The organism is Aquabacterium sp., assembly GCF_041909175.1.
GTDB lineage: Bacteria > Pseudomonadota > Gammaproteobacteria > Burkholderiales > Burkholderiaceae_C > Aquabacterium.
In genome coordinates this window covers 547,167-568,216 of record NZ_JAYRDZ010000001.1, presented here as the reverse complement: position 1 = coordinate 568,216, position 21,050 = coordinate 547,167, and the positions used below count along the sequence as shown (strand labels likewise).

Here is a 21,050-nt window from a genome sequence, read left to right as displayed (position 1 = left end):
TGATCGTCAACGGGTTACTCATCCAATTCAAATCGGGCAGAGAATTGACTTCATAGTAGTTTCCGCCTCGCTCCTGGCCTCGATCAATGCACGCGAGAGCCTAGGGGCAGTCTCCAGCATCTGCGCCAAGAACATCACGGAGGTTCGTGGATCCTCGTTGGCCTGCGCCACCTTGCGCAAGAAACCAAGCAGGTCGAGTTCACCTGCGCCAACTGCCACCATCAAGTGCTCGAACTCCGCGATCGACGCAATGATGATGTTCTTGAGTGGCAGTCGAGCCAGCTGCTGCGCATCTGGACTTGGCGGACGTGAACCTGTTGACCGCTGCTCGTCCGGATCGAATACTCCTGGTTTGAAAAGACGGCGAAAGTGCTCCCCAGTGGCGCACATCATCTGCTGGCTCGTGACCACGATCAGGAAATCCTCCTGCGCTCTTGAGCAGGCCAGATCTGCAAAATCACCGCTGCGTAACGCAGTGGATACCGCCCACCCTTGAGCCATGGCTTGGCGGACACGTTTCAATCCTTGCCAAACCACAGGAGCCTGACCGCTAGCAGTCACTTCACTGGAGTAGGCTGTCATCTTCGACTCGACGAAAATGTTCGACCCATCTTTTGTAATGATGGCTTCCACGGTATTCTTGTCACGTCCGTAGCGCTTCTTGTACTCCTCTTCGCTCAAGTACACGGTTCCGCTTTCACTCAGCAACTCCAAGACATAGTCTTCGAACACCTTGCTGAACTCAGCTGCATACTCGTCCTTACGCCGTGATAGTCGGCGGTGAACGGCATTCTCCAATCCGCGCGCGAAGATCAACGGGTGCCAGACGGCATAGTCATTAGAACTGCGCTTGAAAAGAGGAAAGTTCGACAGCCATGGAAAGTCGTTGTACTCGCTGCGCGGGCGCCAGGGGTGCCCCTTGTCCAAGCGTACTTTGAGCTCTCGCTGCAACTCTGCACGCAGACCCAACAGGTCTCGAGAGAACAAGTCAAAGAATTTCTCCACACCTGCACCGAACGCTTGGCTCAGGTTCTTGAAGCTGCTCGGATGAAGAACGCGGTCGCCCTTAAAAATCAGAGCTGCACTTGCGTAACACAAACAAATGAAGACGTTCGGCGTCATGCCGAACTGCTGGTCGAACAACATCCGGCATGGGTGGTCCTCGGGTAAACGGCGAACAAGAGCTGGAAACCTCAGAAAGTCCCATCCTGGTTTGGATTGGAAAGCCAACTGCGCTTGCAGCATTGAACGAAACATCAAGTACACGCCACCGCGAGGGTCATCAAGTCGATCTTTACCTGCTTGCGCATCCCACAGAGCTTGGCGGCAACGATCAAAGACATGCTGAGGACATGCGCGCACACCGTGTCCGTGTAAAGGTATCGAGTCGTTCTCGCACGCAAGCTTGACCACCAGGCAGGTGATCCATGGCCAAGTCTGCAAGTGCTCATGGCTCTGCGGCTCTCCGTGTTGCAGCAACTCCAGAGCCAATGACACGACAGACTCCACGCTGTAGCGGCGCAATTGATTACGCACGTACATGGCAGCTTCTTCGTAAGTGATGGGTCGTGCATGCGCCTCAAGGCGAGCGGCTATCGGGTGAGTCCACGGGAGCTTCTTCATGCGGCTGATACTAAGAGACCCAGCCCAGGTATCCAGGGATACCATTCAAACGGGGGGATTTCTACGATGTGCGCCGCCCCAGGCAGCACGCAGCTCGCGCCCTTCTGGCGTCACTCAACGCGGTGCCGATATCTCGCGTTGTGCACGATCTTCCTGTGGTCACAAGGTCCCCCCAAACGGCTTCGATCACAAGTGACAGCAACAAGAACGAGCGCAGGTAGCATGGCCGATTGAGCTGCGCGTTTGCTTCCGCAGCAACGGGCCGCTAGACAACTGCTATCAAAGTGAGGGCAAGTCAATTGCATTGACTCCCATGGCGCGAGCCGCTCGCAAGAAAAAAGCGAAGGAGAACCGGCCACGGTTCACTTTGTTAGTCAGGGACTGCACCGACTCAATAGGACCATCGCCCTGCTGCGCAGCAAGAGCTTCAGCTAGCATCTTGTAACTGAACCCGCGACGAACCATCTCGGCTCGCAAGAGCCGCCTAGCCTCGTCGGCCATCAGCTCGTGCTCTTTGCCCGTGACACGACTTGGATGAGGATGGGATTTCGGGGTTGTTGCAGCCATGACCTTTGACAGGCTGAGTCAGCAAAACGCGAAAGATTTTTCGCTCGGCCTGAGCGCTACCCCTCCAAGAGGGTCAATAAAGCATTACGTGGCACAACTTCGCATAAAGCATTACGTGGCAATCGCGCCAAGTAATGCTTTACTTCACATCCGCTAAGGGCTTGATGTCATGGGGGCTCTATTGGCGCGCCCGGCTGGGATCGAACCAGCAACCCCTGCCTTCGGAGGGCAGTACTCTATCCATTGAGCTACGGGCGCGCAGCAGTGCAGTCGGGATTCTAACGCGGCAATTGACAAAGACCTTCTATAATTGAGGTTTTCACGATTTCCGTCGCGATTTGCGCCTCTGAGGATTCCATGAGCCAAGAACGCCAAGCCTCTTCCGCCTCTCTCGCCGCTGCTGCCCTGGTTTCCTTCGGGGTGCCAGTGCTGGCCATCTCCGCACTGGTGGCCTATGTGCAAGTGCTGCACACCAATGCAGCCCAAGCTTCGATGATGAGCCCGCAGGCAACCGGCCAGCGCATCATGCCGGTCGGCACGGTGGAAATCAAAGCGGTGGCCGCCAACACGGGCAACCGCACCGGTGAAGAAGTCTTCAAGGCGCAGTGCTCCACCTGTCACGCCACGGGTGCTCTGGGCTCCCCCAAGTTTGGTGATGCTGCAGCCTGGGGCCCACGTATTGGCGCAGGCCTGGAAGCGCTCGCGCAGTCGGCCATCAAGGGCAAGAACAACATGACCGCTCAAGGTGGCGGTCAATTCACTGACGTGGAAATCACCCGTGCTGCTGCCTACATGGCCAACAACGCTGGCGCCAAGTTTGTCGAGCCTCCGGTACAAGCTGCTGACGCTGCATCGAAGTGATCAACAGGCCTGACATCAGGCCTGCCGCATCGACCAAAAAGAGCCGACCTCAGGGTCGGCTTTTTTCATTGGGGTGCAGGGTGCAGCACGTAGGCGAACTGTCTGGGCAGGTCATCGAAGCGGATGTCCTGCGGCTCCCAGACACCGGCCTCGACCGCATCGGCCGCGGCATCCATGTCGAGTGAGCGCACCACGCCGAGGCCCCACTCCGTTTCCAGAAACAGGCGCCCCATGTCGTCCAGCCAGGCCGACTTGATGGTCTGCACCGGCTTGCCCGTGTGCGTGTCCACCTCGAACCGACCACCTTCGCGCCGCTGCACACCCAGCACCCACGGCGCGGCCTCCAGCGTCAGGTACACGCGCTGCGGGCCATTCTGAAAGAACCAGGCCCCTCGCTCATCGGATTCGTAATTGCGCCCGATGAACTCCTTGAGCTTGTCGTGCACGATGCGGCTGCCCTTGACCTGCGGGAAGGGGCCGGCATGCTGGGTGCGCTCGTCACGCATGTACCAGTCGCCCCGCGCATCCAGCGCGAGCCAGTCATAGCAATCAGGCACATTGGGCCACTTCTTCAGGGCGGCTTTGACGATGTCATCCATGGTGTTCCATCCGGTGGAGGTTCAGGTCAGGTGCTGAGCCAGCCAGTTGCCCACCGTGCGGGGCAGCGGCGTCACATAGCCCGGCACGGGCCCGCCAGGAAAGCCTACATGTCCGCCCTCGTCTGGCTGCCACAGCGTCACCCATGAGCTGACCTCATGGCGCTCGGGCAGACAACTGGCTGGCACGAATGGGTCATTGCGGGCGTTGAGCACCAAGGTTGGCAAACCGGTGATGTCCTTCAGCCAAGGCTTGGCGGAACACCGTGCCCAATAATCTTCGGTACTGGCAAAGCCATGCACCGGTGCCGTGAACGCATTGTCAAAAGCATAGAGATCAGGCGCCGCCATCAACGCAGCACGGTCGAACAAGCCAGGGTGCTGCTGCCACTTGGTCAAGGCACGCGGCTTGAGCGAGCGCATGAACATGCGGGTATAGACCAGCCGATTGAAGCCGCTGCCAATCGCCCGGCCAGCCGCGGCCAGATCAAGCGGGGCCGACACGGCCGCCGCAGCGCACACAGTGCTGGATGCCGTGCTGCCGGCCTCTTCCACCCAGCGCAACAAGGCGTTGCCGCCGAGCGAGATGCCCATGGCCATCACCGGGCCATGGTGTGCCGCCTTGAAGCGCGACAGGATCCAGCCAACCTCTTCGAAGTCGCCCGAATGATAGGTGCGGGGTGCGCGGTTCGGTTCGCCCGAACAGCCTCTGAAGTGCGGCACCGCATAGTCCCAGTCGCGCTCATGGGCCCAGTGCGCAAATGCCTGCGCGTAGTGGCTTTCAGAGGAACCTTCCAGGCCGTGGAACAGCACCAGCAAGGGCCGCTCGGCATCGGCGGGGCCGGCACAGTACCAGTCGACGTCGATGAAGTCCTCATCGGGCGTAGTCCAGCGTTCGCGCTGAAAGGGAACACCACGCGGGCGGCGGTCATCATGGTGGTGGGAGAACAAGGCCGGCCAGATGGTCTGGACATTGCCCCCCCAGGCGCCCACGCCTGCCAGCCAGGGCGGCGCCTTGTAGCCGTGCATGGGCATGGTGGTGCTCAGTGCAGCATGGTGGCCGGCTCAGCCACTTCCTGCATGTCATGTGGCTGACCCGGGCTGGCATGGTGCAGCACCATGCGCCAACCCAGCGCGGTGCGCATGTAGACGTTCGTTGCCAGGATATAGGCGGTTTGCGTGCCCTCGGGCGACTCGGCCTGCACACGCTCGATCACGTGGTGCACCGCGGCCGTACCCGACTCCAGGCGACGCACCTGGTGGATCGACACCTGGACCGGGCCATTGACGAAGATGGCCTCGAAGCCGGCCCGCACCGCCACCGGGCCGACCACGCGGGGGCCACTGGGGTGCACGCAGGCGATTTCGTCGTCATCAGCCCACACGCCCATCATGCGATCCAGATCCGCTCGCTGCATCGCTTCGTAGAAGGACGCTTCGGTGTCATCTGCCGAAGCCAACAACACCGCCTGTGAGGCCTTGCGGGCTCGTGAATCGCTCATGGGTTTTGCCTTTAACGGAATACCACGGTCTTGTGGCCATTCATCAGCACGCGGTGTTCGACGTGCCACTTCACGGCACGCGCCAGCACCACGCACTCCACATCGCGCCCCACTGCCGTGAGGTCTTCGGGGCTCAGGGCATGCTCCACACGGGCCACGTCCTGCTCGATGATCGGGCCTTCATCCAGGTCAGCAGTGACGTAGTGTGCCGTGGCACCGATCAGCTTCACGCCGCGGTTGTGTGCCTGGTAGTAAGGCTTGGCACCCTTGAAGCTGGGCAGGAAGCTGTGGTGGATGTTGATAGCCCGCCCCTTGAGGAACGCGCAGAACTCGGGCGAGAGGATCTGCATGTAGCGAGCCAGCACCACCAGGTCCACACCAGCCTGGTCGATCAGGGCCTCGACCTGCTGCTCCTGGGCCCGCTTCACGTCGGCGCCCGCCCCGGTGGGCAAAGGCAGATGGTGGAAGGGGATGCCATAGCTGGCGGCCAGTTCGGCGTAATCGGGGTGGTTGGACACGATAGCCGGGATCTCGACCGGCAACAGCCCCGAGCGCCAGCGGAACAACAGGTCATTGAGGCAATGGCCTTGCTTGCTCACCATGATGAGCACGCGGGGCTTGCGATCGCGCGCACGGATCGTGGCGGTCATGGAGAACTGCTCGCGCACATGGCCGAACAGGTTCATCAGGGTCGACTCGTCGGCCAGGTGCTCCGGCGCATCGAAATGCACGCGCATGAAAAACAAGCCCGTGCTGTCATCGCTTTGCACGTCGCCAAACTGTTGCGAGTCCACGATGTTGCAACCGGCCTGGAACAGGAGGCCGGAGACAGCGTGAACGATGCCCTTGGCATCAGGGCAGGACAAGGTCAGGACAAATTCGCGGGAGTTCTTCATGGTCGGGGCAATTGTAGGTGCGACAGGCCCCTGAGCAAAAAAGCCCGAGCGAGCTCGGGCCTCTTGCCATGGGGCAGTTTGGGCGGCGCAGACTCAGTGTCCGTGGCCGACCTTCTCGCCTTCCTTGAGCTTGTACTCGGTGCCGCAGTAAGGACACTTGCCGTGACCATGCTTGGCCACATTGATGAACACCTTGGGATGGGTGCTCCACTGGGCCATCTTCGGGTTCGGGCAGAACACCACGCCGTCGCCTTGCAGGTCGGCAGCAGACACTTCCACCACAGCTTGTGCTTGTGCAGTCATCGCAAACTCCTGATCAGACCTTGGTCAGCCACTCGGCGTACTTGGCGTTGCGGCCATTGACGATGTCGAAGAAGGCGCTCTGGATCTTCTCGGTGATCGGGCCACGCGAACCCTGCCCGATCTGGATGCGGTCCAGCTCGCGGATGGGGGTCACTTCGGCAGCGGTACCGGTGAAGAAGGCTTCATCAGCGATGTAGACCTCATCGCGGGTGATGCGCTTTTGCACGATCTCCAGGCCCAGGTCCTTGGCAATGTGGAAGATCGTGTTGCGGGTGATGCCGTTGAGGGCGCCAGCAGACAGATCAGGCGTGTAGATGACACCGTTCTTGATGACGAAAATGTTTTCGCCAGCACCTTCGGAGACAAAGCCGGCGGCATCCAGCAGCAGGGCTTCGTCGTAGCCGTCTTCGGTGGCTTCCAGGTTGGCCAGAATGGAGTTGGTGTAGTTGCTCACCGCCTTGGCCTGCGTCATCGTGATGTTCACGTGGTGACGCGTGTAGCTGGAGGTCTTCACGCGGATGCCGCGCTTGAGACCTTCTTCACCCAGGTAGGCACCCCAGGCCCAGGCAGCCACCATGACGTGCACCTTGGCACCCTTGGGGCTCACACCCAGCTTCTCGGAGCCGAGCCACACCAGCGGACGCAGGTAGCAACTTTCCAGGTTGTTGGCCTTGACCACTTCCAGCTGAGCCTGCTCGACCTGCTCCATCGTGAAGGGCATGGGCATACGCAGGATCTTGGCGCTGTTGAACAGACGCTCGGTGTGTTCACGCAGACGGAAGATGGCTGGACCATTGACGGTGTTGTATGCTCGTACGCCTTCGAACGCCCCGCAGCCATAGTGCAAAGTGTGGGTCAGTACGTGGATCTTGGCATCACGCCACTCCACCAACTGGCCATCCATCCAGATCTTGCCGTCGCGATCGTCCATCGACATGAGGGGTCCTTTCGGGAAAAGTCTTGCCCCGGCCATAACAGGGCGCACCGTGCGCACAACCGGGTAACCTGTGATTGTAGCCCCGCCGAGCAGTTGCCATCGCCCCTCCCCCGCAAAGTTCGGCCCACAAAGGAGATGCCAAAATGAAAAAGGCCACTCGGTTTCGAGTGGCCTTTTTTATAAGTGGTTGCGGGAGCCGGATTTGAACCAACGACCTTCGGGTTATGAGCCCGACGAGCTACCAGACTGCTCCATCCCGCGCCAATTTTTTTGGGGGTCAGATTTGACGCTTGACCCTGCAGCCGAGCCTTAAGCCAACTGCGACATACTTGGTTGCGGGGGCAGGATTTGAACCTACGACCTTTGGGTTATGAGCCCAACGAGCTACCAGACTGCTCCACCCCGCGACAGAGACATAGATCATAGCACGTTTCCGACAATAGTGCAGTATATCCAACAAAGATTTCACTGAACCAAGATCGGGGCGGCCATGAAAAAAGCCAGCTTGCGCTGGCTTCTTCCTCCGGGTCTACCTACAGGCAGATCAAGCAGCAGCTTGGTCAGCAGCAGGAGCCTCGGTCACTTCAGGACGGTCCACCAGTTCCATGAAGGCCATCGGTGCGTTGTCGCCAACACGGAAGCCCATCTTCAGGATACGGGTGTAGCCGCCAGGACGAGCCTGGTAGCGAGGAGCCAGCACGGCAAACAGCTTCACGACGTTGTCGCGGTTACGCAGACGGTCGAAAGCCAGACGCTTGTTGGCCAGGGTGTCCTTCTTGGCCAGGGTGATCAGCGGCTCGACGATGCGACGCAGTTCCTTGGCCTTGGGCACGGTGGTCTTGATGGCTTCGTGCTCGATCAGCGAGTTGGCCATGTTGCGGAACATGGCTGCGCGGTGAGACGAAGTACGGTTCAGTTTACGGAGGCCGTTTCCGTGACGCATGGTGCTTTCCTTTCCTTATGTTTGCCGGCGGCCGTTTCAAGGTACCGCCGGGTGCACCGGGAACCCGCCTGTAGACGGGTCACCCATTTTCAAAAAATCAACGCTTGTCGAGACCTTGGGGAGGCCAGCTCTCGAGACGCGAACCCAGGGCCAGGCCACGGGAGGCCAGGACTTCCTTGATTTCGTTGAGCGACTTGCGACCCAGGTTCGGAGTCTTGAGCAGCTCGGTCTCGGTACGCTGAATCAGGTCGCCGATGTAATAGATGTTTTCTGCCTTCAGGCAGTTGGCCGAACGCACGGTCAGTTCGAGCTCGTCGACCGGACGCAGCAGGATCGGATCGAAGTTCTGAGCAGACTTCGACGGCGATTCCATGATGCCGCCTAGTTCGCTGCCTTCCAGCTGAGCGAACACAGCCAGCTGTTCAACCAGGATCTTGGCCGAAGCACGGATCGCTTCCTCGGGCGAGATGGCGCCGTTGGTTTCGATTTCCATGACCAGCTTGTCCAGATCGGTACGCTGCTCCACACGGGCGCTTTCGACGGTGTAGCTCACGCGACGCAGCGGCGAGAACGAGGCATCCAGCACGATGCGGCCGATGGCCTTGGTGCTCTCTTCACCGTAGCGGCGGATGTTGCCCGGCACATAGCCACGGCCCTTTTCCACCTTGATCTGCATGTCGAGCTTGCCGCCTTGCGACAGGTTGGCGATCACGTGACCCGGGTTGACGATTTCGACGTCATGCGGCGTCTGAATATCGGCAGCCGTCACAGGACCTTCGCCGTCCTTGCGCAGGACCAGGGTCACTTCATCACGGTTGTGCAGACGGAACACCACGCCCTTGAGGTTCAGCATGATGTGCACGACATCTTCCTGCACGCCATCGATCGACGAGTACTCGTGGAGCACGCCGGCAATGGTGACTTCCGTCGGTGCAAAACCCACCATCGAGGACAGCAGCACGCGGCGCAGAGCATTGCCGAGCGTGTGACCGTAGCCACGTTCGAACGGCTCGAGCGTGACCTTCGCGCGGTGACCGCCGAGCGGCTCCACTTGGATGGCTTTGGGTTTCAGCAAATTGGTTTGCATGAGGTCTTCCTGTCAATACCCTCGGCTCGTTACACCGATAAGGCTGCTGGACCAACCGAAGCACCATGCTTCGGTTTCCGAAATCAGAACGCACAAAGGCCACGCATCGCGACATACCGTCACGAGGCGCAGCCTGAGCATCAATTAACGAGAATACAGTTCGACGATCAGCGATTCGTTGATGTCGGAGCCGAATTCGTCGCGGTCAGGCGACTTCTTGAACACGCCTTCGAGCTTGGCGCCGTCCACCTGAACCCATGCAGGCATGCCGATCGACTCGGCCAGCTTGTAAGCTTCCTGCACGCGCACTTGCTTCTTGGCCTTTTCACGCACGGCCACCACGTCATTCACCTTCACGCTGAAGGAAGGAATGTTCACAACGCCACCGTTGACCACCACACCCTTGTGCGACACCAGCTGACGAGCTTCGGCGCGGGTCGAGGCAAAGCCCATGCGATAGACGACGTTGTCGAGGCGCGACTCGAGCAGCGACAGCAGGTTGGCACCGGTGTTGCCCTTGCGGCGTTCGGCTTCTTCGAAGTAGCGACGGAATTGCTTTTCCAGCACGCCGTACATGCGCTTGACCTTCTGCTTTTCACGCAGTTGCAGACCGTAGTCGGAGGTGCGCGAGCCGGAGGTGCGGCCGTGTTGGCCAGGCTTCGAATCAAACTTGGCCTTGTCGCTGATGGAACGACGAGCGCTCTTCAGGAACAGGTCGGTGCCTTCACGGCGGGCCAGCTTGGCCTTGGGTCCGAGGTAACGTGCCACGTGTATATCCTTGATCAATCTGACGCCCGAGCAACCTGGAGGTCACTTCAGACGCGAGTCTGGCGCATGTTGTTCGTATGGCGTCCAGACGGTGGGCTTCAAAAACGCCGCAACAGACACCAAAGGCCCTCCAATCACGCACGTGATCAGAAGGCCGACAGGGCTAGCTGCAAGCGCAGGGAACTTTGAATTCTAGCACAGCATTCAGACTACTGCCTGAAGCCGCACTGACACACAAGCTCAACGCCTGTGCGTGGTCTCGGAGGCTGCCCGAAAGCAGACCCCGAAACAAACCACCCTCAGATGCGACGACGCTTCTGAGGACGGCAGCCGTTGTGAGGAACGGGGGTGACGTCCGAAATGGTGTTGATGCGGATACCCAGGGCAGCCAGGGCGCGCACCGACGATTCACGGCCAGGACCAGGACCCTTGATTTCGACGTCGAGGTTCTTGATGCCTTGTTCCTGAGCAGCGCGACCAGCCACTTCCGCAGCCACCTGAGCGGCGAACGGGGTGGACTTACGCGAGCCCTTGAAACCTTGGCCACCGCTCGAAGCCCAAGCCAACGAGTTGCCTTGGCGATCGGTGATCGTGATGATGGTGTTGTTGAACGAAGCGTGCACGTGAGCAATGCCGTCCGCAATGTTCTTGCGGACCTTCTTGCTCACACGTCGTGCAGCGCTGTTGGCAGGTGCTTTAGCCATGTTTACCTTCTCTCGCAGCTAGTCCAGTACGGGCTTAGCTCACTATCTATCGTTGATGACGACGGGCGCCCGAATTACTTCTTGCCAGCGATGGCCTTGCGCGGGCCCTTGCGGGTACGCGCATTCGTACGGGTGCGCTGACCGCGCATCGGCAGACCACGACGATGGCGGAAGCCGCGGTAGCAGCCCAGATCCATCAGTCGCTTGATGTTCATCGAGAGTTCGCGGCGCAGGTCACCTTCAATGGTGAGCTTGCCCACTTCCTCACGAATCTTTTCCAAGTCGCCGTCGGTCAGGTCTTTCACCTTCTTGTCGAAGGGGATGCCAGCCACAGAGCAGATCTTCTGCGCGGTGGTGCGACCAATGCCGTAGATATAAGTCAGACCGATTTCGGTGTGCTTATGCGGCGGAATATTGATGCCAGCAATACGTGCCATAACTGTCCTCTGAACGCGTGTGTCGTCGCCAGCCCAGGATTAACCTTGGCGCTGCTTGTGGCGGGGGTCGGTGCAGATGACACGAACCACGCCCTTGCGGCGGATGATTTTGCAATTACGGCACATCTTCTTGACGGATGCCGAGACTTTCATGGTCTTCTCCTGAACCGTTGACAACTCAACGGAAATTCGCCCACGTTTCCGGGGTCACCAAACTTAAGCTCACTTCGCCCGGAACACGATGCGAGCACGACTCAAATCATACGGAGTCATTTCTACGGTCACTTTGTCCCCAGGCAGGATGCGGATGTAGTGCATACGCATCTTCCCGGAGATGTGTCCGAGAACGACATGTCCGTTCTCAAGCTTGACGCGGAAGGTTGCATTCGGAAGGTTTTCCAGAATTTCACCTTGCATTTGAATGACGTCGTCTTTCGCCATATCTTCACGCTTGCGGTGCCACCGGGCTCCGCGCTCAGCTCGATTTAAAATTCGCCTTCTTCAGCAGAGATTCGTACTGCTGAGACATCACGTAGGACTGCACCTGGGCCCAGAAGTCCATCGTGACAACCACGATGATGAGCAGGGAAGTCCCACCGAAATAGAACGGCACGTTGTACTTGAGCACGAGGAACTCGGGCAACAGGCACACCGCAGTGATGTACACAGCACCAACCAGCGTCAGGCGGCCCAAGATTTTATCCAAATATCGGGCAGTTTGATCACCAGGACGGATGCCGGGTACAAATGCGCCACTCTTCTTCAGGTTGTCAGCCGTTTCGCGGCTGTTGAACACCAGTGCGGTGTAGAAGAAACAGAAGAAGATGATCGCAACAGAATACAGAATCACATAGATCGGCTGACCAGGCGAGAGCAGCGACGCCATGTCCTTCAGCCAACGCATGCTGTCACCCGTGGCAAACCAGCCCACCGCCGTGGTCGGCAGCAGAATGATCGACGACGCGAAGATCGGCGGGATCACACCAGCCATATTGATCTTCAGAGGCAGGTGAGACGACTGCCCGCCGTAGACACGGTTACCAACCTGACGCTTGGCGTAATTGACCAGGATCTTGCGCTGACCACGCTCGACGAACACCACGAAGTAGGTCACACCGAACACCAGGGCCACGATGAAGATCGCGCTCGGGATGCTCATGGCACCGGTATTCACCAGCCCGAAGAGACCACCGATGGCATTCGGCAAACCAGCCGCAATACCGCCGAAGATCAGGATCGAGATGCCGTTACCCAGCCCACGCTCGGTGATCTGCTCGCCCAGCCACATCAGGAACATGGTGCCCGCGGTCAGGCTGACGACCGTCGTCAGACGGAAGCCCATACCGGGGTTCAACACCAAGCCTGCAGTGCCCTCGAGCGCCACAGCGATACCGAAGGACTGGAACAACGCCAGACCAACCGTCGCATAACGGGTGTACTGCGTGATCTTGCGGCGACCTGCCTCACCTTCCTTCTTCAAGGCTTCGATGCTCGGAATCACGTAGCCCATCATCTGCATGATGATCGACGACGAGATGTAAGGCATGATGCCCAGGGCGAAGACGGTGAAGCGAGACAGCGCGCCACCCGAGAACATGTTGAACAGGCTCAGGATGCCGCCCTGCTGGCCCTTGAAGAGCTGCTGCAGTTGCGTCGGATCGATACCAGGCACGGGGATGTGTGCCCCGATGCGGTAGACGACCAACGCCAGCAGCAGGAAAACCAGCCGGCGACGCAGGTCACCGAATTTTCCGCTCTGAGCCAGTTGATTGGGAGATGTAGCCACGCCGAGTCCTGTTCAGGGTCGTTCTATCGTCAAGCCTTATTCGGCCAGGGCGCCACCAGCAGCCTCAATGGCTTGCTTGGCAGCGGCCGTTGCGCCGATACCCTTGAGGGTCACTTTCTTGCTCAGTTCGCCGGTGTTGATCACCTTGACGACCTTAGCTAGTTGCGACACCAGGCCAGCTTCCTTCAGCGTGAGCACGTCCACTTCAGCGAGGTCCAGAGCCTGCAGGTCACCCAGGGTGATCTCGGCATTGAACTTCAGCGAAGCCGACTTGAAGCCACGCTTGGGCAGGCGACGGTGCAGAGGCATTTGACCGCCTTCGAAACCGACCTTGTGGAAGCCACCCGAACGCGACTTCTGACCCTTGTGACCACGACCAGCGGTCTTGCCCAGACCAGAGCCGATGCCGCGACCGACGCGACGCTTGGCGTGCTTGGCGCCCGCTCCGGGCTTGATGGTATTGAGTTCCATAGTGTTCCCCTAGGCTCCGGTGACTCAGATCACCTGAACCAGGTAGCTGACCTTGTTGATCATGCCGCGCACAGCAGGGGTGTCTTCCAGGACAGCCGTGCTGTTGAGGCGACGCAGACCCAGACCGCGAACGGTCTCACGGTGATCCTTGCGGGTGCTGATGACGCTGCGCACCAGCTTGACCGTGATAGTTTTCTTTTCGCTCATGAGAGTTCTCCCGCGATCAGTTGAAGATTTCTTCAACAGTCAGACCGCGCTTGGCAGCGACTTCGGCCGGGGTGGTCGAGTTGGCCAGAGCATCGAACGTGGCGCGAACCATGTTGTAAGGGTTGCTCGAACCGAAGCTCTTGGCCACGATGTCGGTCACGCCCATCATTTCGAAGACAGCGCGCATCGGGCCGCCAGCGATGATACCGGTACCAGCGGGAGCCGGTGCCAGCATGACGCGGGCTGCGCCGTGTTCGCCGAACACGGTGTGATGCACGGTGCCGTTCTTCAGGCTGACCTTGATCATGTTGCGACGTGCTTGGTCCATGGCCTTGGACACGGCCAGAGGCACTTCACGCGCCTTGCCCTTGCCCATGCCAACGCGGCCATCGCCGTCACCAACGACTGTCAGGGCTGCGAAACCCATGATCCGACCGCCCTTGACCACTTTGGTCACGCGGTTCACCTGGATCATCTTTTCGCGCAGACCGTCGTCGCGACCTTCGTCTGCTACCTTGGGTTGAAACTTAGCCATTTTAAATTCCTTCCGGTTGCCGACGCGGCTTAGAACTGCAGGCCGGCTTCACGCGCGGCGTCAGCCAAAGCCTTGATGCGACCGTGGTACTGGAAGCCAGCGCGGTCGAAAGCGACCTTCTCGACTCCAGCAGCCTTCGCCTTTTCGGCGATGCGCTTGCCGATCAGCGTAGCAGCGTTGACGTTGCCACCCTTGCCAGTAGCGCCCAGCTGTTCGCGAACTTCCTTCTCGACGGTCGAGGCCGAAGCGATCACCTTGCTGCCGTCGCCAGAAATCACGCTGGCGTAGATGTGCAGGTTGGTGCGAAACACGGTCAGACGTGCTGCGCCTTGCAGGGCGATACGCGCACGAGTCTGACGCGAGCGACGCAGGCGCTGTTCCTTCTTGTTGAACATGATGAATCAGCTCCTTACTTCTTCTTGGTCTCTTTGAGAACCACACGCTCGTCGGCATAACGGATGCCCTTGCCCTTGTAGGGCTCAGGCGAACGGTATGCACGCACTTCAGCGGCGACCTGACCAACGACCTGGCGATCAACGCCCTTGATCAAGATTTCGGTCTGAGACGGGGTCTCAACCTTGATGCCGGCAGGCATTTCCTTGACCACGGGGTGCGAGAACCCGATTTGCAGGTTCAGCTTTTGACCTTGAGCCTGGGCCCGGAAGCCCACGCCGACCAGGGTCAGCTTCTTTTCGAAGCCCTTGCTGACGCCGTTGACCATGTTGGCCAGCAGTGCGCGAACCGTGCCAGACATGGCATTGGCTTCGGCGCTGTCGTCAGCGGGGGCCACCTTCAGCGAGCCGGCGTCGTTCTTGACGGTCACCAGCTTGTGCTGAGCACGCGTCAGGGAACCCAGGGTGCCCTTGACGGTGATTTGATCAGCGGTGATCTGCACGTCCACACCTTGAGGGACGGCGATCGGCATTTTTCCAACGCGGGACATTGCGATTGCTCCTCAAGTATTAGGCGACGTAGCAGAGCACTTCGCCGCCGATACCGGCAGCGCGAGCCTTGCGGTCGGTCATCACACCCTTCGGGGTGGTCACGATTGCCACACCCAAGCCATTCATGACGTGGGGGATATCGTGACGGCCCTTGTAGATGCGCAGACCGGGGCGGGACACACGCTCGATACGCTCGATAACCGGGCGACCAGCGTAGTACTTCAATGCAATTTCCAGCTGAGGCTTGGTAGCCTCGCCAGTGACGGCGTAACCGTCGATGTAGCCTTCGTCCTTCAGGACCTGGGCGATCGCGACTTTCAGCTTAGACGACGGCATCGACACGCTGGCCTTGTCGACCATTTGCGCGTTGCGGATGCGGGTCAGCATGTCGGCGATGGGATCACTCATGCTCATGGAATAACTCCTGTTCGTGCCCTGGCCGATTACCAGCTAGCCTTGGTGACACCGGGGATGTCGCCAGCGAAAGCCAATTCACGGATCTTGGTGCGGCCGAGACCGAATTGACGGAAAGTGCCACGAGGACGACCTGTCAGATTGCAGCGGTTGCGCAGACGGGTCGGGTTGGCATTGCGGGGCAGCTTTTGCAGCTCAAGACGGGCGAGGTAACGCTCTTCGTCGGACTTCTGGGCATCATCGATGATGGCCTTCAGTTCGGCGTACTTCTTGGCGTACTTGGCAACCAGCTTTTCGCGCTTGTCTTCGCGTTGCTTCAGAGAGACTTTTGCCACGATGTACCTCAGTTCTTGAACGGGAACTTGAAAGCAGCCAGGAGAGCCTTGGCTTCTTCGTCGGTCTTGGCCGTCGTCGTGATGCTGATGTTCAGACCACGGATGGCATCGATCTTGTCGTACTCGATTTCCGGGAAGATGATCTGTTCCTTGACGCCGACGTTGTAGTTGCCGCGACCGTCAAAAGAACGACCAGAGATACCGCGGAAGTCACGCACGCGAGGCAGCGAGATGGTGACGAAGCGGTCCAGGAATTCGAACATCTGGACACCACGCAGGGTGACCATGCAGCCGATAGGCACGTTTTCGCGGATCTTGAAACCGGCGATAGCCTTGCGCGACTTGGTGACCACAGGCTTCTGGCCGGCGATCTTGGTCAGATCACCCACAGCGTGATCCATGACCTTCTTGTCGGACACAGCTTCAGACACACCCATGTTCAGGGTGATCTTGGTCAGGCGAGGCACTTCCATGACGGACTTGTAGCCAAACTTGGCCATCAGTTCCGGCACGATCTTCTCGCGATAGACGTCTTGCAGGCGAGCAGTTTGTTGAGTCATGGTAAACCTCAAGCCTTGATTTCTTCGCCGCTGGACTTGTAGACGCGCACTTTCTTGCCGTCCTCCAGGAGCTTGATGCCAACACGATCAGCCTTGCCGGTGGCGCCATTGAAGATGGCCACGTTGGACTGATGGATGGGCATGGTCTTGTCCACGATGCCGCCTTGGGTACCCTTCATGGGGTTCGGGCGAACGTGCTTTTTGACCACGTTGACGCCTTCGACCACCAGATGGTCAGCATCGACGCGCGACGTCACGACGCCACGCTTACCTTTGTCACGACCAGTCAACACGATGACTTGGTCGCCTTTACGAATCTTGTTCATGGGCTGTCCTTTGCCTGATCTGTTGTGCCGAGGATCAGAGAACTTCGGGAGCCAGCGACACGATCTTCATGAAACGCTCGGTACGCAGTTCACGCGTCACCGGGCCGAAGATACGGGTGCCGATAGGCTCCAGCTTGCTGTTCAGCAGCACAGCGGCGTTGCCGTCAAACTTGACGAGCGAACCATCTTGGCGACGAACACCCTTGGCGGTGCGCACCACCACTGCACTGTAGACCTCGCCTTTCTTGACGCGGCCACGAGGTGCAGCTTCTTTGATGCTGACCTTGATGATGTCGCCGATGCCGGCGTAACGACGCTTTGAGCCACCGAGCACCTTGATGCACATGACGCTCTTAGCACCCGTGTTGTCAGCGACATCAAGTCGCGATTGCATTTGGATCATGGTGTACCCCAACTTGCCCCATCCGGCTGCGCAAACCACTGCACAACAACGGACGGTCAGTCTTGGGCCCGTAGAACGGGCGGATCTGAAAGAAGGCCTGCTTTCGAGAACACCCACCAGGAGCGGCGGGCCGAATACAGACATTCCAACAGCGAAGCATTGAATTATGCCCGAACTCAAACTGACGCGTCAAGCGCCCTTTGCAAATTATTTGCAAGCACATGGGCGATGCGCGTGGGCTCGGCGCACAACACGGGAAATCGGTCATGATCCGTCCGACTGGCGGAGCCAAACTTCGCCCAACCCAGCTGAACGAGAGCAGTACATGAGCACCATCATCGATGCCGCCAAGCGGCGCTACACCACCAAAGCATTCGACGCCAGCCGCAAGCTGACGGCGGAACAGATCGACCAGATTGAAACCCTGCTGCAACTGAGCCCGTCGTCCACCAATGCCCAGCCGTGGCACTTTGTGATTGCAGGCACCGACGAGGGCAAGGCCCGCATCGCCAAGGCCACACTGGGCGCCACCGCCTACAACGAACCCAAGGTCCGCCAGGCTTCGCATGTGGTCGTGCTGTGCTCTCGTGCGGTCATGACCGATGTGCATCTGGCGCAGGTGCTTGCCCAGGAGGAGCGAGACGGCCGGTTCGCCTCACCCGACGCCAAGGAAGGTCAACACCGCGGCCGCTCGATGTTCGTCAACCTGCACCGCTTCGAGCGGCGTGACGCGCAACACTGGACCGACAAGCAAGCCTATATCGCCTTGGGCTTCCTGCTGCTGGGGGCGGCAGCCATGGGAATTGATGCCTGCCCGATCGAGGGATTCGACCAATCGGTGCTGGACGCCGAGTTGGGCTTGCGCGAACAAGGCTTGTGCAGTGCCGTGATCGTGGCGCTCGGTCACCACAGCGAACAGGATTTCAATGCCAAGCTGCCGAAATCCCGGCTGCCCAAGGAGCAAGTGATCACACGACTGTGATCGCGCCGACCTCGACGGGTGAGCCGAACTCAGGCCGTCCCGCCGACGGTCAGCCCGTCGATGCGCAGCGTCGGCTGGCCGACACCAACCGGCACACTCTGGCCCTCTTTCCCGCAGGTGCCCACGCCGGAGTCCAGTTGCAGGTCGTTGCCGATCATGCTGATGCGGGTCAGGGAGTCCGGGCCGTTGCCGATCAGGGTGGCGCCCTTGACCGGATACTGGATCTTGCCGTTTTCCACCCAATACGCCTCGCTCGCAGAGAACACGAACTTGCCACTGGTGATGTCGACCTGGCCACCGCCAAAGTTGACGGCATAGAGGCCCCGGTCGATCGACGCGACGATTTCCTGCGGGTCGTGCTGGCCCGCCAGCATGTAGGTGTTGGTCATGCGGGGCATCGGCACGTGGGCGTAGCTCTCGCGTCGACCATTGCCGGTCTGGCGGGTCTTCATCAGGCGGGCATTGGTCGCGTCCTGCATATAGCCCTTGAGGATGCCGTCTTCGATCAGCACCGTGCGCTCGGTGGGGCAGCCCTCGTCGTCGATATTGAGGGAACCACGGCGATCGGCAATGGTGCCGTCATCGAGCACGGTGACACCCTTGGCCGCCACGCGCTCGCCAACGCGACCGGAAAACACGCTCGAGCCCTTGCGGTTGAAATCGCCCTCCAGCCCGTGGCCGACTGCCTCGTGCAGCAGGATGCCCGGCCAGCCACTGCCCAGCACGACGGTCATTTCTCCCGCCGGGGCGGGGCGAGCCTCCAGGTTCACCAGCGCAGCGTGCACTGCCTGGTCGACGTATTGCTGGAGCAGATCGTCGGTGAAGTAAGCCAGGCCGTACCGCCCACCACCACCCGATGAGCCCACCTCACGACGGCCGTTCTGTTCAGCAATCACCGTGACCGACATGCGGATCAGGGGGCGCACATCGGCGGCGAGCGTGCCGTCGGCACGCGCCACCATCACCACGTCGTATTCACAACCCAGCCCGGCCATCACCTGCACGACCCGCGGGTCTTTGGCGCGCGCACGGCGCTCGACGTTCTCCAGCAAGGCCACCTTGGCCGCGCTGTCCAGGGTGGCGATCGGGTCCAGACCCGGATAGAGCCTGCGCCCCCCTGCAATGGACGGCACCGCCGCGACCTTCACGCGGCGGCTCTGCCCTGCTGCGGCAATGGTCCGCACGGTTCGGGCGGCATCCAGCAAGGCCGCCTCGGAGATGTCGTCAGAGTAGGCGAAAGCGGTCTTCTCACCTGCAACCGCCCGCACGCCGACACCCTGGTCGATACCGAAGCTGCCCGACTTGACGATGCCCTCTTCAAGGCTCCAGCCTTCGCTTCGGGTGTACTGGAAGTACAGATCCGCATCATCGACCCGGTGGGCCGTGATGACGCCAAGCGCCTTCAACAGGGTGGATTCATCCAGGCCGTAAGGGGCGAGCAGCAACTCGCGGGCAGTCTGGAGGCGTTCGATGGTGGCTTCGCGGGCAATCATGTCCTGATTGTAGGAGGGGGATCCACCTTTTTGCACAGTAGGACATTGCCGCACTCGGCCGACACAGCGGCTTGCTTGCGGCGTTCAGTCTTCCGACTGCTGGTCCTGGCGCCACTGCAGCGCCTGTTCATACAGTTGCTTGCGGGGCAGACGGGTGACATCGGCCACCAGGCCGGCCGCCTGTTTGATGGGCAAGTGCGCGGCCAGGGTTTGCAGCAAAGTCTGCACTTCCGGGCTGAGGTCGGCGGCCTGGTCGGTGGACGGCGCTGCATGCACCACCACCACAAATTCGCCTCGTTCACGGTTCGAGTCTGCCTGGAGCCATGCGTTCAGACCGCCGGCCGTCACCGTTGCCACCTCTTCAAACTGCTTGGTGAGCTCGCGGCAGACCGTGACGCGCCGCTCCGCCGCCAGCGCTTTGTGCAGGTCCTTGAGCAAATCGGCAATGCGGTGGGGTGCTTCAAAGAACACGATGCTGCCTGGCCAGGCCAGCGCTGCATCCAGCGCATGCGCACGCTGCGCCCCTTTGGCTGGCAGGAAACCGGCAAAGTGGAATGCCGCAGACAAGGTGTCTCCACTGACGCTCAGGGCCGTCGTGGCACTGCTCACGCCGGGAATGGGGACCGCGCGCAAGCCGACGGCCTGCACCTGCGCCACCAGATGCGCGCCGGGGTCGGACACCGCCGGGGTGCCTGCGTCGCTGACGTAAACCACCCGCAACCCTTGTTGCAAAGCGTCAATGATGTCCGAAGCAGATCCTGCCTCATTGTGCTGATGAACCGACATCAAGCGTTTCTCCAGCCCCAGATGCTGCAGCAGTCGGGCCGTGACACGGGTGTCCTCACAGGCGACGATGTCGGACAGCGCCAGCACATGGATGGCACGCAAGGTCAAGTCCGCCAGATTACCGATGGGCGTGGCCACCAGATAGAGCGCACCTTTGGGATACTGCTGTCCAGCGGCCGCATGGGAGGCGGCCTGGAGCAACAAGTTGGCATCTAACGTCACGACAAAGTCCAGGGGTGATGCGGCAGAAGACCGCGCCCTGCTCTATTTGCAGAATCAGGGCTTGTTGTTGGTTGAGCGCAATTATCGGGTCGCCAGGGGCCCTTCTGCACGGGGCGCAGAAGTTGATCTCATCATGCGGGACCGCGATGGCACGCTGGTGTTTGTGGAGGTGCGCCAGCGCAGCAGCAACCAGCATGGCGGGGCGGCCGCCAGTGTGGGGCGCGGCAAGCAACAACGGTGCATTCGCGGGGCACAACACTATTTGATGGAACTAAATGCGTGGCCGCCGTGTCGATTCGATGTCGTGGCCATCGACGGCGATTTGCTGACGTGGTTGCCAGCCGCCTTTGACGCCGCCTGAG

General features: G+C 60.0%; 31 protein-coding genes and 3 tRNA genes. 3 read left to right on the top strand and 31 right to left on the bottom strand.

Annotated features, from left to right (window positions below):
* Positions 1-27 precede the first annotated feature (27 nt).
* The 3 genes from ACE3PH_RS02570 to ACE3PH_RS02560 form a co-directional block, all read right to left on the bottom strand.
* Positions 28-1,623 (bottom strand): hypothetical protein, encoded by a 1,596-nt coding sequence (locus ACE3PH_RS02570; RefSeq protein WP_374316187.1) that lies wholly within the window; start codon positions 1,621-1,623, stop codon positions 28-30.
* 279 nt (positions 1,624-1,902) lie between these two features.
* Positions 1,903-2,124, bottom strand: coding sequence for a DUF6471 domain-containing protein (locus ACE3PH_RS02565; protein WP_374316233.1), 222 nt, complete (start codon positions 2,122-2,124; stop codon positions 1,903-1,905).
* 248 nt (positions 2,125-2,372) lie between these two features.
* Positions 2,373-2,448 (bottom strand) — tRNA-Arg (locus tag ACE3PH_RS02560).
* Between the two features lie 99 nt (positions 2,449-2,547).
* On the opposite strand from ACE3PH_RS02560, the gene ACE3PH_RS02555 reads away from it, so the two are divergent.
* Positions 2,548-3,051, top strand: coding sequence for a cytochrome c5 family protein (locus ACE3PH_RS02555; RefSeq protein WP_374316185.1), 504 nt, complete (start codon positions 2,548-2,550; stop codon positions 3,049-3,051).
* A 65-nt stretch (positions 3,052-3,116) separates the two neighbouring features.
* Here ACE3PH_RS02555 and ACE3PH_RS02550 read toward each other — a convergent pair whose 3' ends face one another.
* The 26 genes from ACE3PH_RS02550 to rplN form a co-directional block, all read right to left on the bottom strand.
* Positions 3,117-3,650 carry a DUF2946 family protein gene (locus ACE3PH_RS02550; RefSeq protein ID WP_374316183.1) on the bottom strand — a complete coding sequence of 178 codons (534 nt, stop codon included), beginning with the start codon at positions 3,648-3,650 and terminating at the stop codon, positions 3,117-3,119.
* A 21-nt stretch (positions 3,651-3,671) separates the two neighbouring features.
* Positions 3,672-4,676, bottom strand: coding sequence for a YheT family hydrolase (locus ACE3PH_RS02545; RefSeq protein WP_374316231.1), 1,005 nt, complete (start codon positions 4,674-4,676; stop codon positions 3,672-3,674).
* A gap of 14 nt (positions 4,677-4,690) precedes the next feature.
* Entirely contained in the window at positions 4,691-5,149 is a 459-nt protein-coding gene (locus tag ACE3PH_RS02540; protein ID WP_374316181.1) for a nuclear transport factor 2 family protein, read from the bottom strand.
* 11 nt (positions 5,150-5,160) lie between these two features.
* Positions 5,161-6,045 carry a formyltetrahydrofolate deformylase gene (gene purU / locus ACE3PH_RS02535; protein ID WP_374316179.1) on the bottom strand — a complete coding sequence of 295 codons (885 nt, stop codon included), beginning with the start codon at positions 6,043-6,045 and terminating at the stop codon, positions 5,161-5,163.
* A 93-nt stretch (positions 6,046-6,138) separates the two neighbouring features.
* Positions 6,139-6,348 carry a zinc-finger domain-containing protein gene (locus ACE3PH_RS02530; RefSeq protein WP_374316177.1) on the bottom strand — a complete coding sequence of 70 codons (210 nt, stop codon included), beginning with the start codon at positions 6,346-6,348 and terminating at the stop codon, positions 6,139-6,141.
* A gap of 13 nt (positions 6,349-6,361) precedes the next feature.
* The gene (locus ACE3PH_RS02525) at positions 6,362-7,285 is read right to left on the bottom strand and encodes a branched-chain amino acid transaminase (protein ID WP_374316175.1); all 924 of its coding nucleotides are present in this window, start codon (positions 7,283-7,285) and stop codon (positions 6,362-6,364) included.
* 184 nt (positions 7,286-7,469) lie between these two features.
* A tRNA-Met gene (locus tag ACE3PH_RS02520) sits at positions 7,470-7,546 on the bottom strand.
* A gap of 69 nt (positions 7,547-7,615) precedes the next feature.
* Positions 7,616-7,692 (bottom strand) — tRNA-Met (locus tag ACE3PH_RS02515).
* Positions 7,693-7,829: 137 nt separating this feature from the next.
* A complete protein-coding gene (rplQ, locus tag ACE3PH_RS02510; RefSeq protein ID WP_374316173.1) occupies positions 7,830-8,228 on the bottom strand; it encodes a 50S ribosomal protein L17 in 399 nt (132 codons plus the stop codon).
* A 97-nt stretch (positions 8,229-8,325) separates the two neighbouring features.
* Complete coding sequence (locus ACE3PH_RS02505) at positions 8,326-9,315, bottom strand: DNA-directed RNA polymerase subunit alpha (RefSeq protein ID WP_374316171.1); 990 nt, start codon at positions 9,313-9,315, stop codon at positions 8,326-8,328.
* Between the two features lie 144 nt (positions 9,316-9,459).
* Positions 9,460-10,083, bottom strand: coding sequence for a 30S ribosomal protein S4 (rpsD, locus tag ACE3PH_RS02500; protein ID WP_374316169.1), 624 nt, complete (start codon positions 10,081-10,083; stop codon positions 9,460-9,462).
* Between the two features lie 299 nt (positions 10,084-10,382).
* Positions 10,383-10,787: a 30S ribosomal protein S11 gene (gene rpsK, locus ACE3PH_RS02495; protein ID WP_374316167.1), complete on the bottom strand. Its 405-nt coding sequence runs from the start codon at positions 10,785-10,787 to the stop codon at positions 10,383-10,385.
* Between the two features lie 74 nt (positions 10,788-10,861).
* Positions 10,862-11,224 (bottom strand): 30S ribosomal protein S13, encoded by a 363-nt coding sequence (gene rpsM, locus ACE3PH_RS02490; protein ID WP_374316165.1) that lies wholly within the window; start codon positions 11,222-11,224, stop codon positions 10,862-10,864.
* Positions 11,225-11,263: 39 nt separating this feature from the next.
* Positions 11,264-11,377: a 50S ribosomal protein L36 gene (gene rpmJ, locus ACE3PH_RS02485; protein WP_035036301.1), complete on the bottom strand. Its 114-nt coding sequence runs from the start codon at positions 11,375-11,377 to the stop codon at positions 11,264-11,266.
* Positions 11,378-11,446: 69 nt separating this feature from the next.
* Entirely contained in the window at positions 11,447-11,665 is a 219-nt protein-coding gene (infA, locus tag ACE3PH_RS02480) for a translation initiation factor IF-1 (RefSeq protein ID WP_374316163.1), read from the bottom strand.
* A 34-nt stretch (positions 11,666-11,699) separates the two neighbouring features.
* Positions 11,700-13,010 (bottom strand): preprotein translocase subunit SecY, encoded by a 1,311-nt coding sequence (secY, locus tag ACE3PH_RS02475; protein ID WP_374316161.1) that lies wholly within the window; start codon positions 13,008-13,010, stop codon positions 11,700-11,702.
* A gap of 36 nt (positions 13,011-13,046) precedes the next feature.
* Positions 13,047-13,481, bottom strand: a complete 435-nt coding sequence (gene rplO, locus ACE3PH_RS02470) for a 50S ribosomal protein L15 (RefSeq protein WP_374316159.1) — start codon at positions 13,479-13,481, stop codon at positions 13,047-13,049.
* A gap of 24 nt (positions 13,482-13,505) precedes the next feature.
* The gene (rpmD, locus tag ACE3PH_RS02465; RefSeq protein WP_374316157.1) at positions 13,506-13,688 is read right to left on the bottom strand and encodes a 50S ribosomal protein L30; all 183 of its coding nucleotides are present in this window, start codon (positions 13,686-13,688) and stop codon (positions 13,506-13,508) included.
* Positions 13,689-13,704: 16 nt separating this feature from the next.
* Positions 13,705-14,223: a 30S ribosomal protein S5 gene (gene rpsE / locus ACE3PH_RS02460; RefSeq protein ID WP_374316155.1), complete on the bottom strand. Its 519-nt coding sequence runs from the start codon at positions 14,221-14,223 to the stop codon at positions 13,705-13,707.
* A 29-nt stretch (positions 14,224-14,252) separates the two neighbouring features.
* Positions 14,253-14,618 (bottom strand): 50S ribosomal protein L18, encoded by a 366-nt coding sequence (gene rplR / locus ACE3PH_RS02455; RefSeq protein ID WP_374316153.1) that lies wholly within the window; start codon positions 14,616-14,618, stop codon positions 14,253-14,255.
* Between the two features lie 14 nt (positions 14,619-14,632).
* Positions 14,633-15,166, bottom strand: coding sequence for a 50S ribosomal protein L6 (rplF, locus tag ACE3PH_RS02450; protein ID WP_374316151.1), 534 nt, complete (start codon positions 15,164-15,166; stop codon positions 14,633-14,635).
* Positions 15,167-15,185: 19 nt separating this feature from the next.
* Complete coding sequence (gene rpsH, locus ACE3PH_RS02445) at positions 15,186-15,581, bottom strand: 30S ribosomal protein S8 (protein WP_374316149.1); 396 nt, start codon at positions 15,579-15,581, stop codon at positions 15,186-15,188.
* 29 nt (positions 15,582-15,610) lie between these two features.
* Complete coding sequence (gene rpsN / locus ACE3PH_RS02440; protein WP_374316147.1) at positions 15,611-15,916, bottom strand: 30S ribosomal protein S14; 306 nt, start codon at positions 15,914-15,916, stop codon at positions 15,611-15,613.
* 8 nt (positions 15,917-15,924) lie between these two features.
* Entirely contained in the window at positions 15,925-16,476 is a 552-nt protein-coding gene (gene rplE, locus ACE3PH_RS02435) for a 50S ribosomal protein L5 (RefSeq protein ID WP_374316145.1), read from the bottom strand.
* 8 nt (positions 16,477-16,484) lie between these two features.
* Entirely contained in the window at positions 16,485-16,802 is a 318-nt protein-coding gene (rplX, locus tag ACE3PH_RS02430; RefSeq protein ID WP_374316143.1) for a 50S ribosomal protein L24, read from the bottom strand.
* Between the two features lie 34 nt (positions 16,803-16,836).
* Entirely contained in the window at positions 16,837-17,205 is a 369-nt protein-coding gene (gene rplN, locus ACE3PH_RS02425) for a 50S ribosomal protein L14 (RefSeq protein ID WP_157269304.1), read from the bottom strand.
* A 325-nt stretch (positions 17,206-17,530) separates the two neighbouring features.
* Between rplN and nfsB the strand changes: the two genes are divergently transcribed.
* Complete coding sequence (nfsB, locus tag ACE3PH_RS02420) at positions 17,531-18,187, top strand: oxygen-insensitive NAD(P)H nitroreductase (protein WP_374316140.1); 657 nt, start codon at positions 17,531-17,533, stop codon at positions 18,185-18,187.
* 29 nt (positions 18,188-18,216) lie between these two features.
* On the opposite strand, the gene tldD is transcribed toward nfsB, so the two are convergent.
* Positions 18,217-19,680: a metalloprotease TldD gene (gene tldD, locus ACE3PH_RS02415; RefSeq protein ID WP_374316138.1), complete on the bottom strand. Its 1,464-nt coding sequence runs from the start codon at positions 19,678-19,680 to the stop codon at positions 18,217-18,219.
* Between the two features lie 84 nt (positions 19,681-19,764).
* Complete coding sequence (gene rsmI, locus ACE3PH_RS02410; RefSeq protein ID WP_374316136.1) at positions 19,765-20,688, bottom strand: 16S rRNA (cytidine(1402)-2'-O)-methyltransferase; 924 nt, start codon at positions 20,686-20,688, stop codon at positions 19,765-19,767.
* On the opposite strand from rsmI, the gene ACE3PH_RS02405 reads away from it, so the two are divergent.
* Positions 20,672-21,049, top strand: coding sequence for a YraN family protein (locus ACE3PH_RS02405; RefSeq protein ID WP_374316134.1), 378 nt, complete (start codon positions 20,672-20,674; stop codon positions 21,047-21,049). The two genes, rsmI and ACE3PH_RS02405, sit on opposite strands and share 17 nt — an antisense overlap.
* Position 21,050: the final 1 nt, after the last annotated feature.

Excerpts from the sequence above, each read along its gene's own strand:
- rpsH (WP_374316149.1), bottom strand. The coding sequence starts at position 15,581 with ATGAGCATGAGTGATCCCATCGCCGACATGCTGACCCGCATCCGCAAC.
- ACE3PH_RS02545 (WP_374316231.1), bottom strand. The coding sequence starts at position 4,676 with ATGCACGGCTACAAGGCGCCGCCCTGGCTGGCAGGCGTGGGCGCCTGG.
- tldD (WP_374316138.1), bottom strand. The coding sequence starts at position 19,680 with ATGATTGCCCGCGAAGCCACCATCGAACGCCTCCAGACTGCCCGCGAG.
- ACE3PH_RS02525 (WP_374316175.1), bottom strand. The coding sequence starts at position 7,285 with ATGTCGATGGACGATCGCGACGGCAAGATCTGGATGGATGGCCAGTTG.
- rpsE (WP_374316155.1), bottom strand. The coding sequence starts at position 14,223 with ATGGCTAAGTTTCAACCCAAGGTAGCAGACGAAGGTCGCGACGACGGT.
- ACE3PH_RS02565 (WP_374316233.1), bottom strand. The coding sequence starts at position 2,124 with ATGGCCGACGAGGCTAGGCGGCTCTTGCGAGCCGAGATGGTTCGTCGC.
- rplR (WP_374316153.1), bottom strand. The coding sequence starts at position 14,618 with ATGTTCAACAAGAAGGAACAGCGCCTGCGTCGCTCGCGTCAGACTCGT.
- rpsK (WP_374316167.1), bottom strand. The coding sequence starts at position 10,787 with ATGGCTAAAGCACCTGCCAACAGCGCTGCACGACGTGTGAGCAAGAAG.
- rplF (WP_374316151.1), bottom strand. The coding sequence starts at position 15,166 with ATGTCCCGCGTTGGAAAAATGCCGATCGCCGTCCCTCAAGGTGTGGAC.
- nfsB (WP_374316140.1), top strand. The coding sequence starts at position 17,531 with ATGAGCACCATCATCGATGCCGCCAAGCGGCGCTACACCACCAAAGCA.
- purU (WP_374316179.1), bottom strand. The coding sequence starts at position 6,045 with ATGAAGAACTCCCGCGAATTTGTCCTGACCTTGTCCTGCCCTGATGCC.
- ACE3PH_RS02530 (WP_374316177.1), bottom strand. The coding sequence starts at position 6,348 with ATGACTGCACAAGCACAAGCTGTGGTGGAAGTGTCTGCTGCCGACCTG.
- rpmJ (WP_035036301.1), bottom strand. The coding sequence starts at position 11,377 with ATGAAAGTCTCGGCATCCGTCAAGAAGATGTGCCGTAATTGCAAAATC.
- rpmD (WP_374316157.1), bottom strand. The coding sequence starts at position 13,688 with ATGAGCGAAAAGAAAACTATCACGGTCAAGCTGGTGCGCAGCGTCATC.
- rplQ (WP_374316173.1), bottom strand. The coding sequence starts at position 8,228 with ATGCGTCACGGAAACGGCCTCCGTAAACTGAACCGTACTTCGTCTCAC.
- ACE3PH_RS02555 (WP_374316185.1), top strand. The coding sequence starts at position 2,548 with ATGAGCCAAGAACGCCAAGCCTCTTCCGCCTCTCTCGCCGCTGCTGCC.
- rpsM (WP_374316165.1), bottom strand. The coding sequence starts at position 11,224 with ATGGCACGTATTGCTGGCATCAATATTCCGCCGCATAAGCACACCGAA.
- rplX (WP_374316143.1), bottom strand. The coding sequence starts at position 16,802 with ATGAACAAGATTCGTAAAGGCGACCAAGTCATCGTGTTGACTGGTCGT.
- rplN (WP_157269304.1), bottom strand. The coding sequence starts at position 17,205 with ATGATCCAAATGCAATCGCGACTTGATGTCGCTGACAACACGGGTGCT.
- ACE3PH_RS02550 (WP_374316183.1), bottom strand. The coding sequence starts at position 3,650 with ATGGATGACATCGTCAAAGCCGCCCTGAAGAAGTGGCCCAATGTGCCT.
- rplE (WP_374316145.1), bottom strand. The coding sequence starts at position 16,476 with ATGACTCAACAAACTGCTCGCCTGCAAGACGTCTATCGCGAGAAGATC.
- rplO (WP_374316159.1), bottom strand. The coding sequence starts at position 13,481 with ATGGAACTCAATACCATCAAGCCCGGAGCGGGCGCCAAGCACGCCAAG.
- infA (WP_374316163.1), bottom strand. The coding sequence starts at position 11,665 with ATGGCGAAAGACGACGTCATTCAAATGCAAGGTGAAATTCTGGAAAAC.
- ACE3PH_RS02570 (WP_374316187.1), bottom strand. The coding sequence starts at position 1,623 with ATGAAGAAGCTCCCGTGGACTCACCCGATAGCCGCTCGCCTTGAGGCG.
- ACE3PH_RS02505 (WP_374316171.1), bottom strand. The coding sequence starts at position 9,315 with ATGCAAACCAATTTGCTGAAACCCAAAGCCATCCAAGTGGAGCCGCTC.
- ACE3PH_RS02540 (WP_374316181.1), bottom strand. The coding sequence starts at position 5,149 with ATGAGCGATTCACGAGCCCGCAAGGCCTCACAGGCGGTGTTGTTGGCT.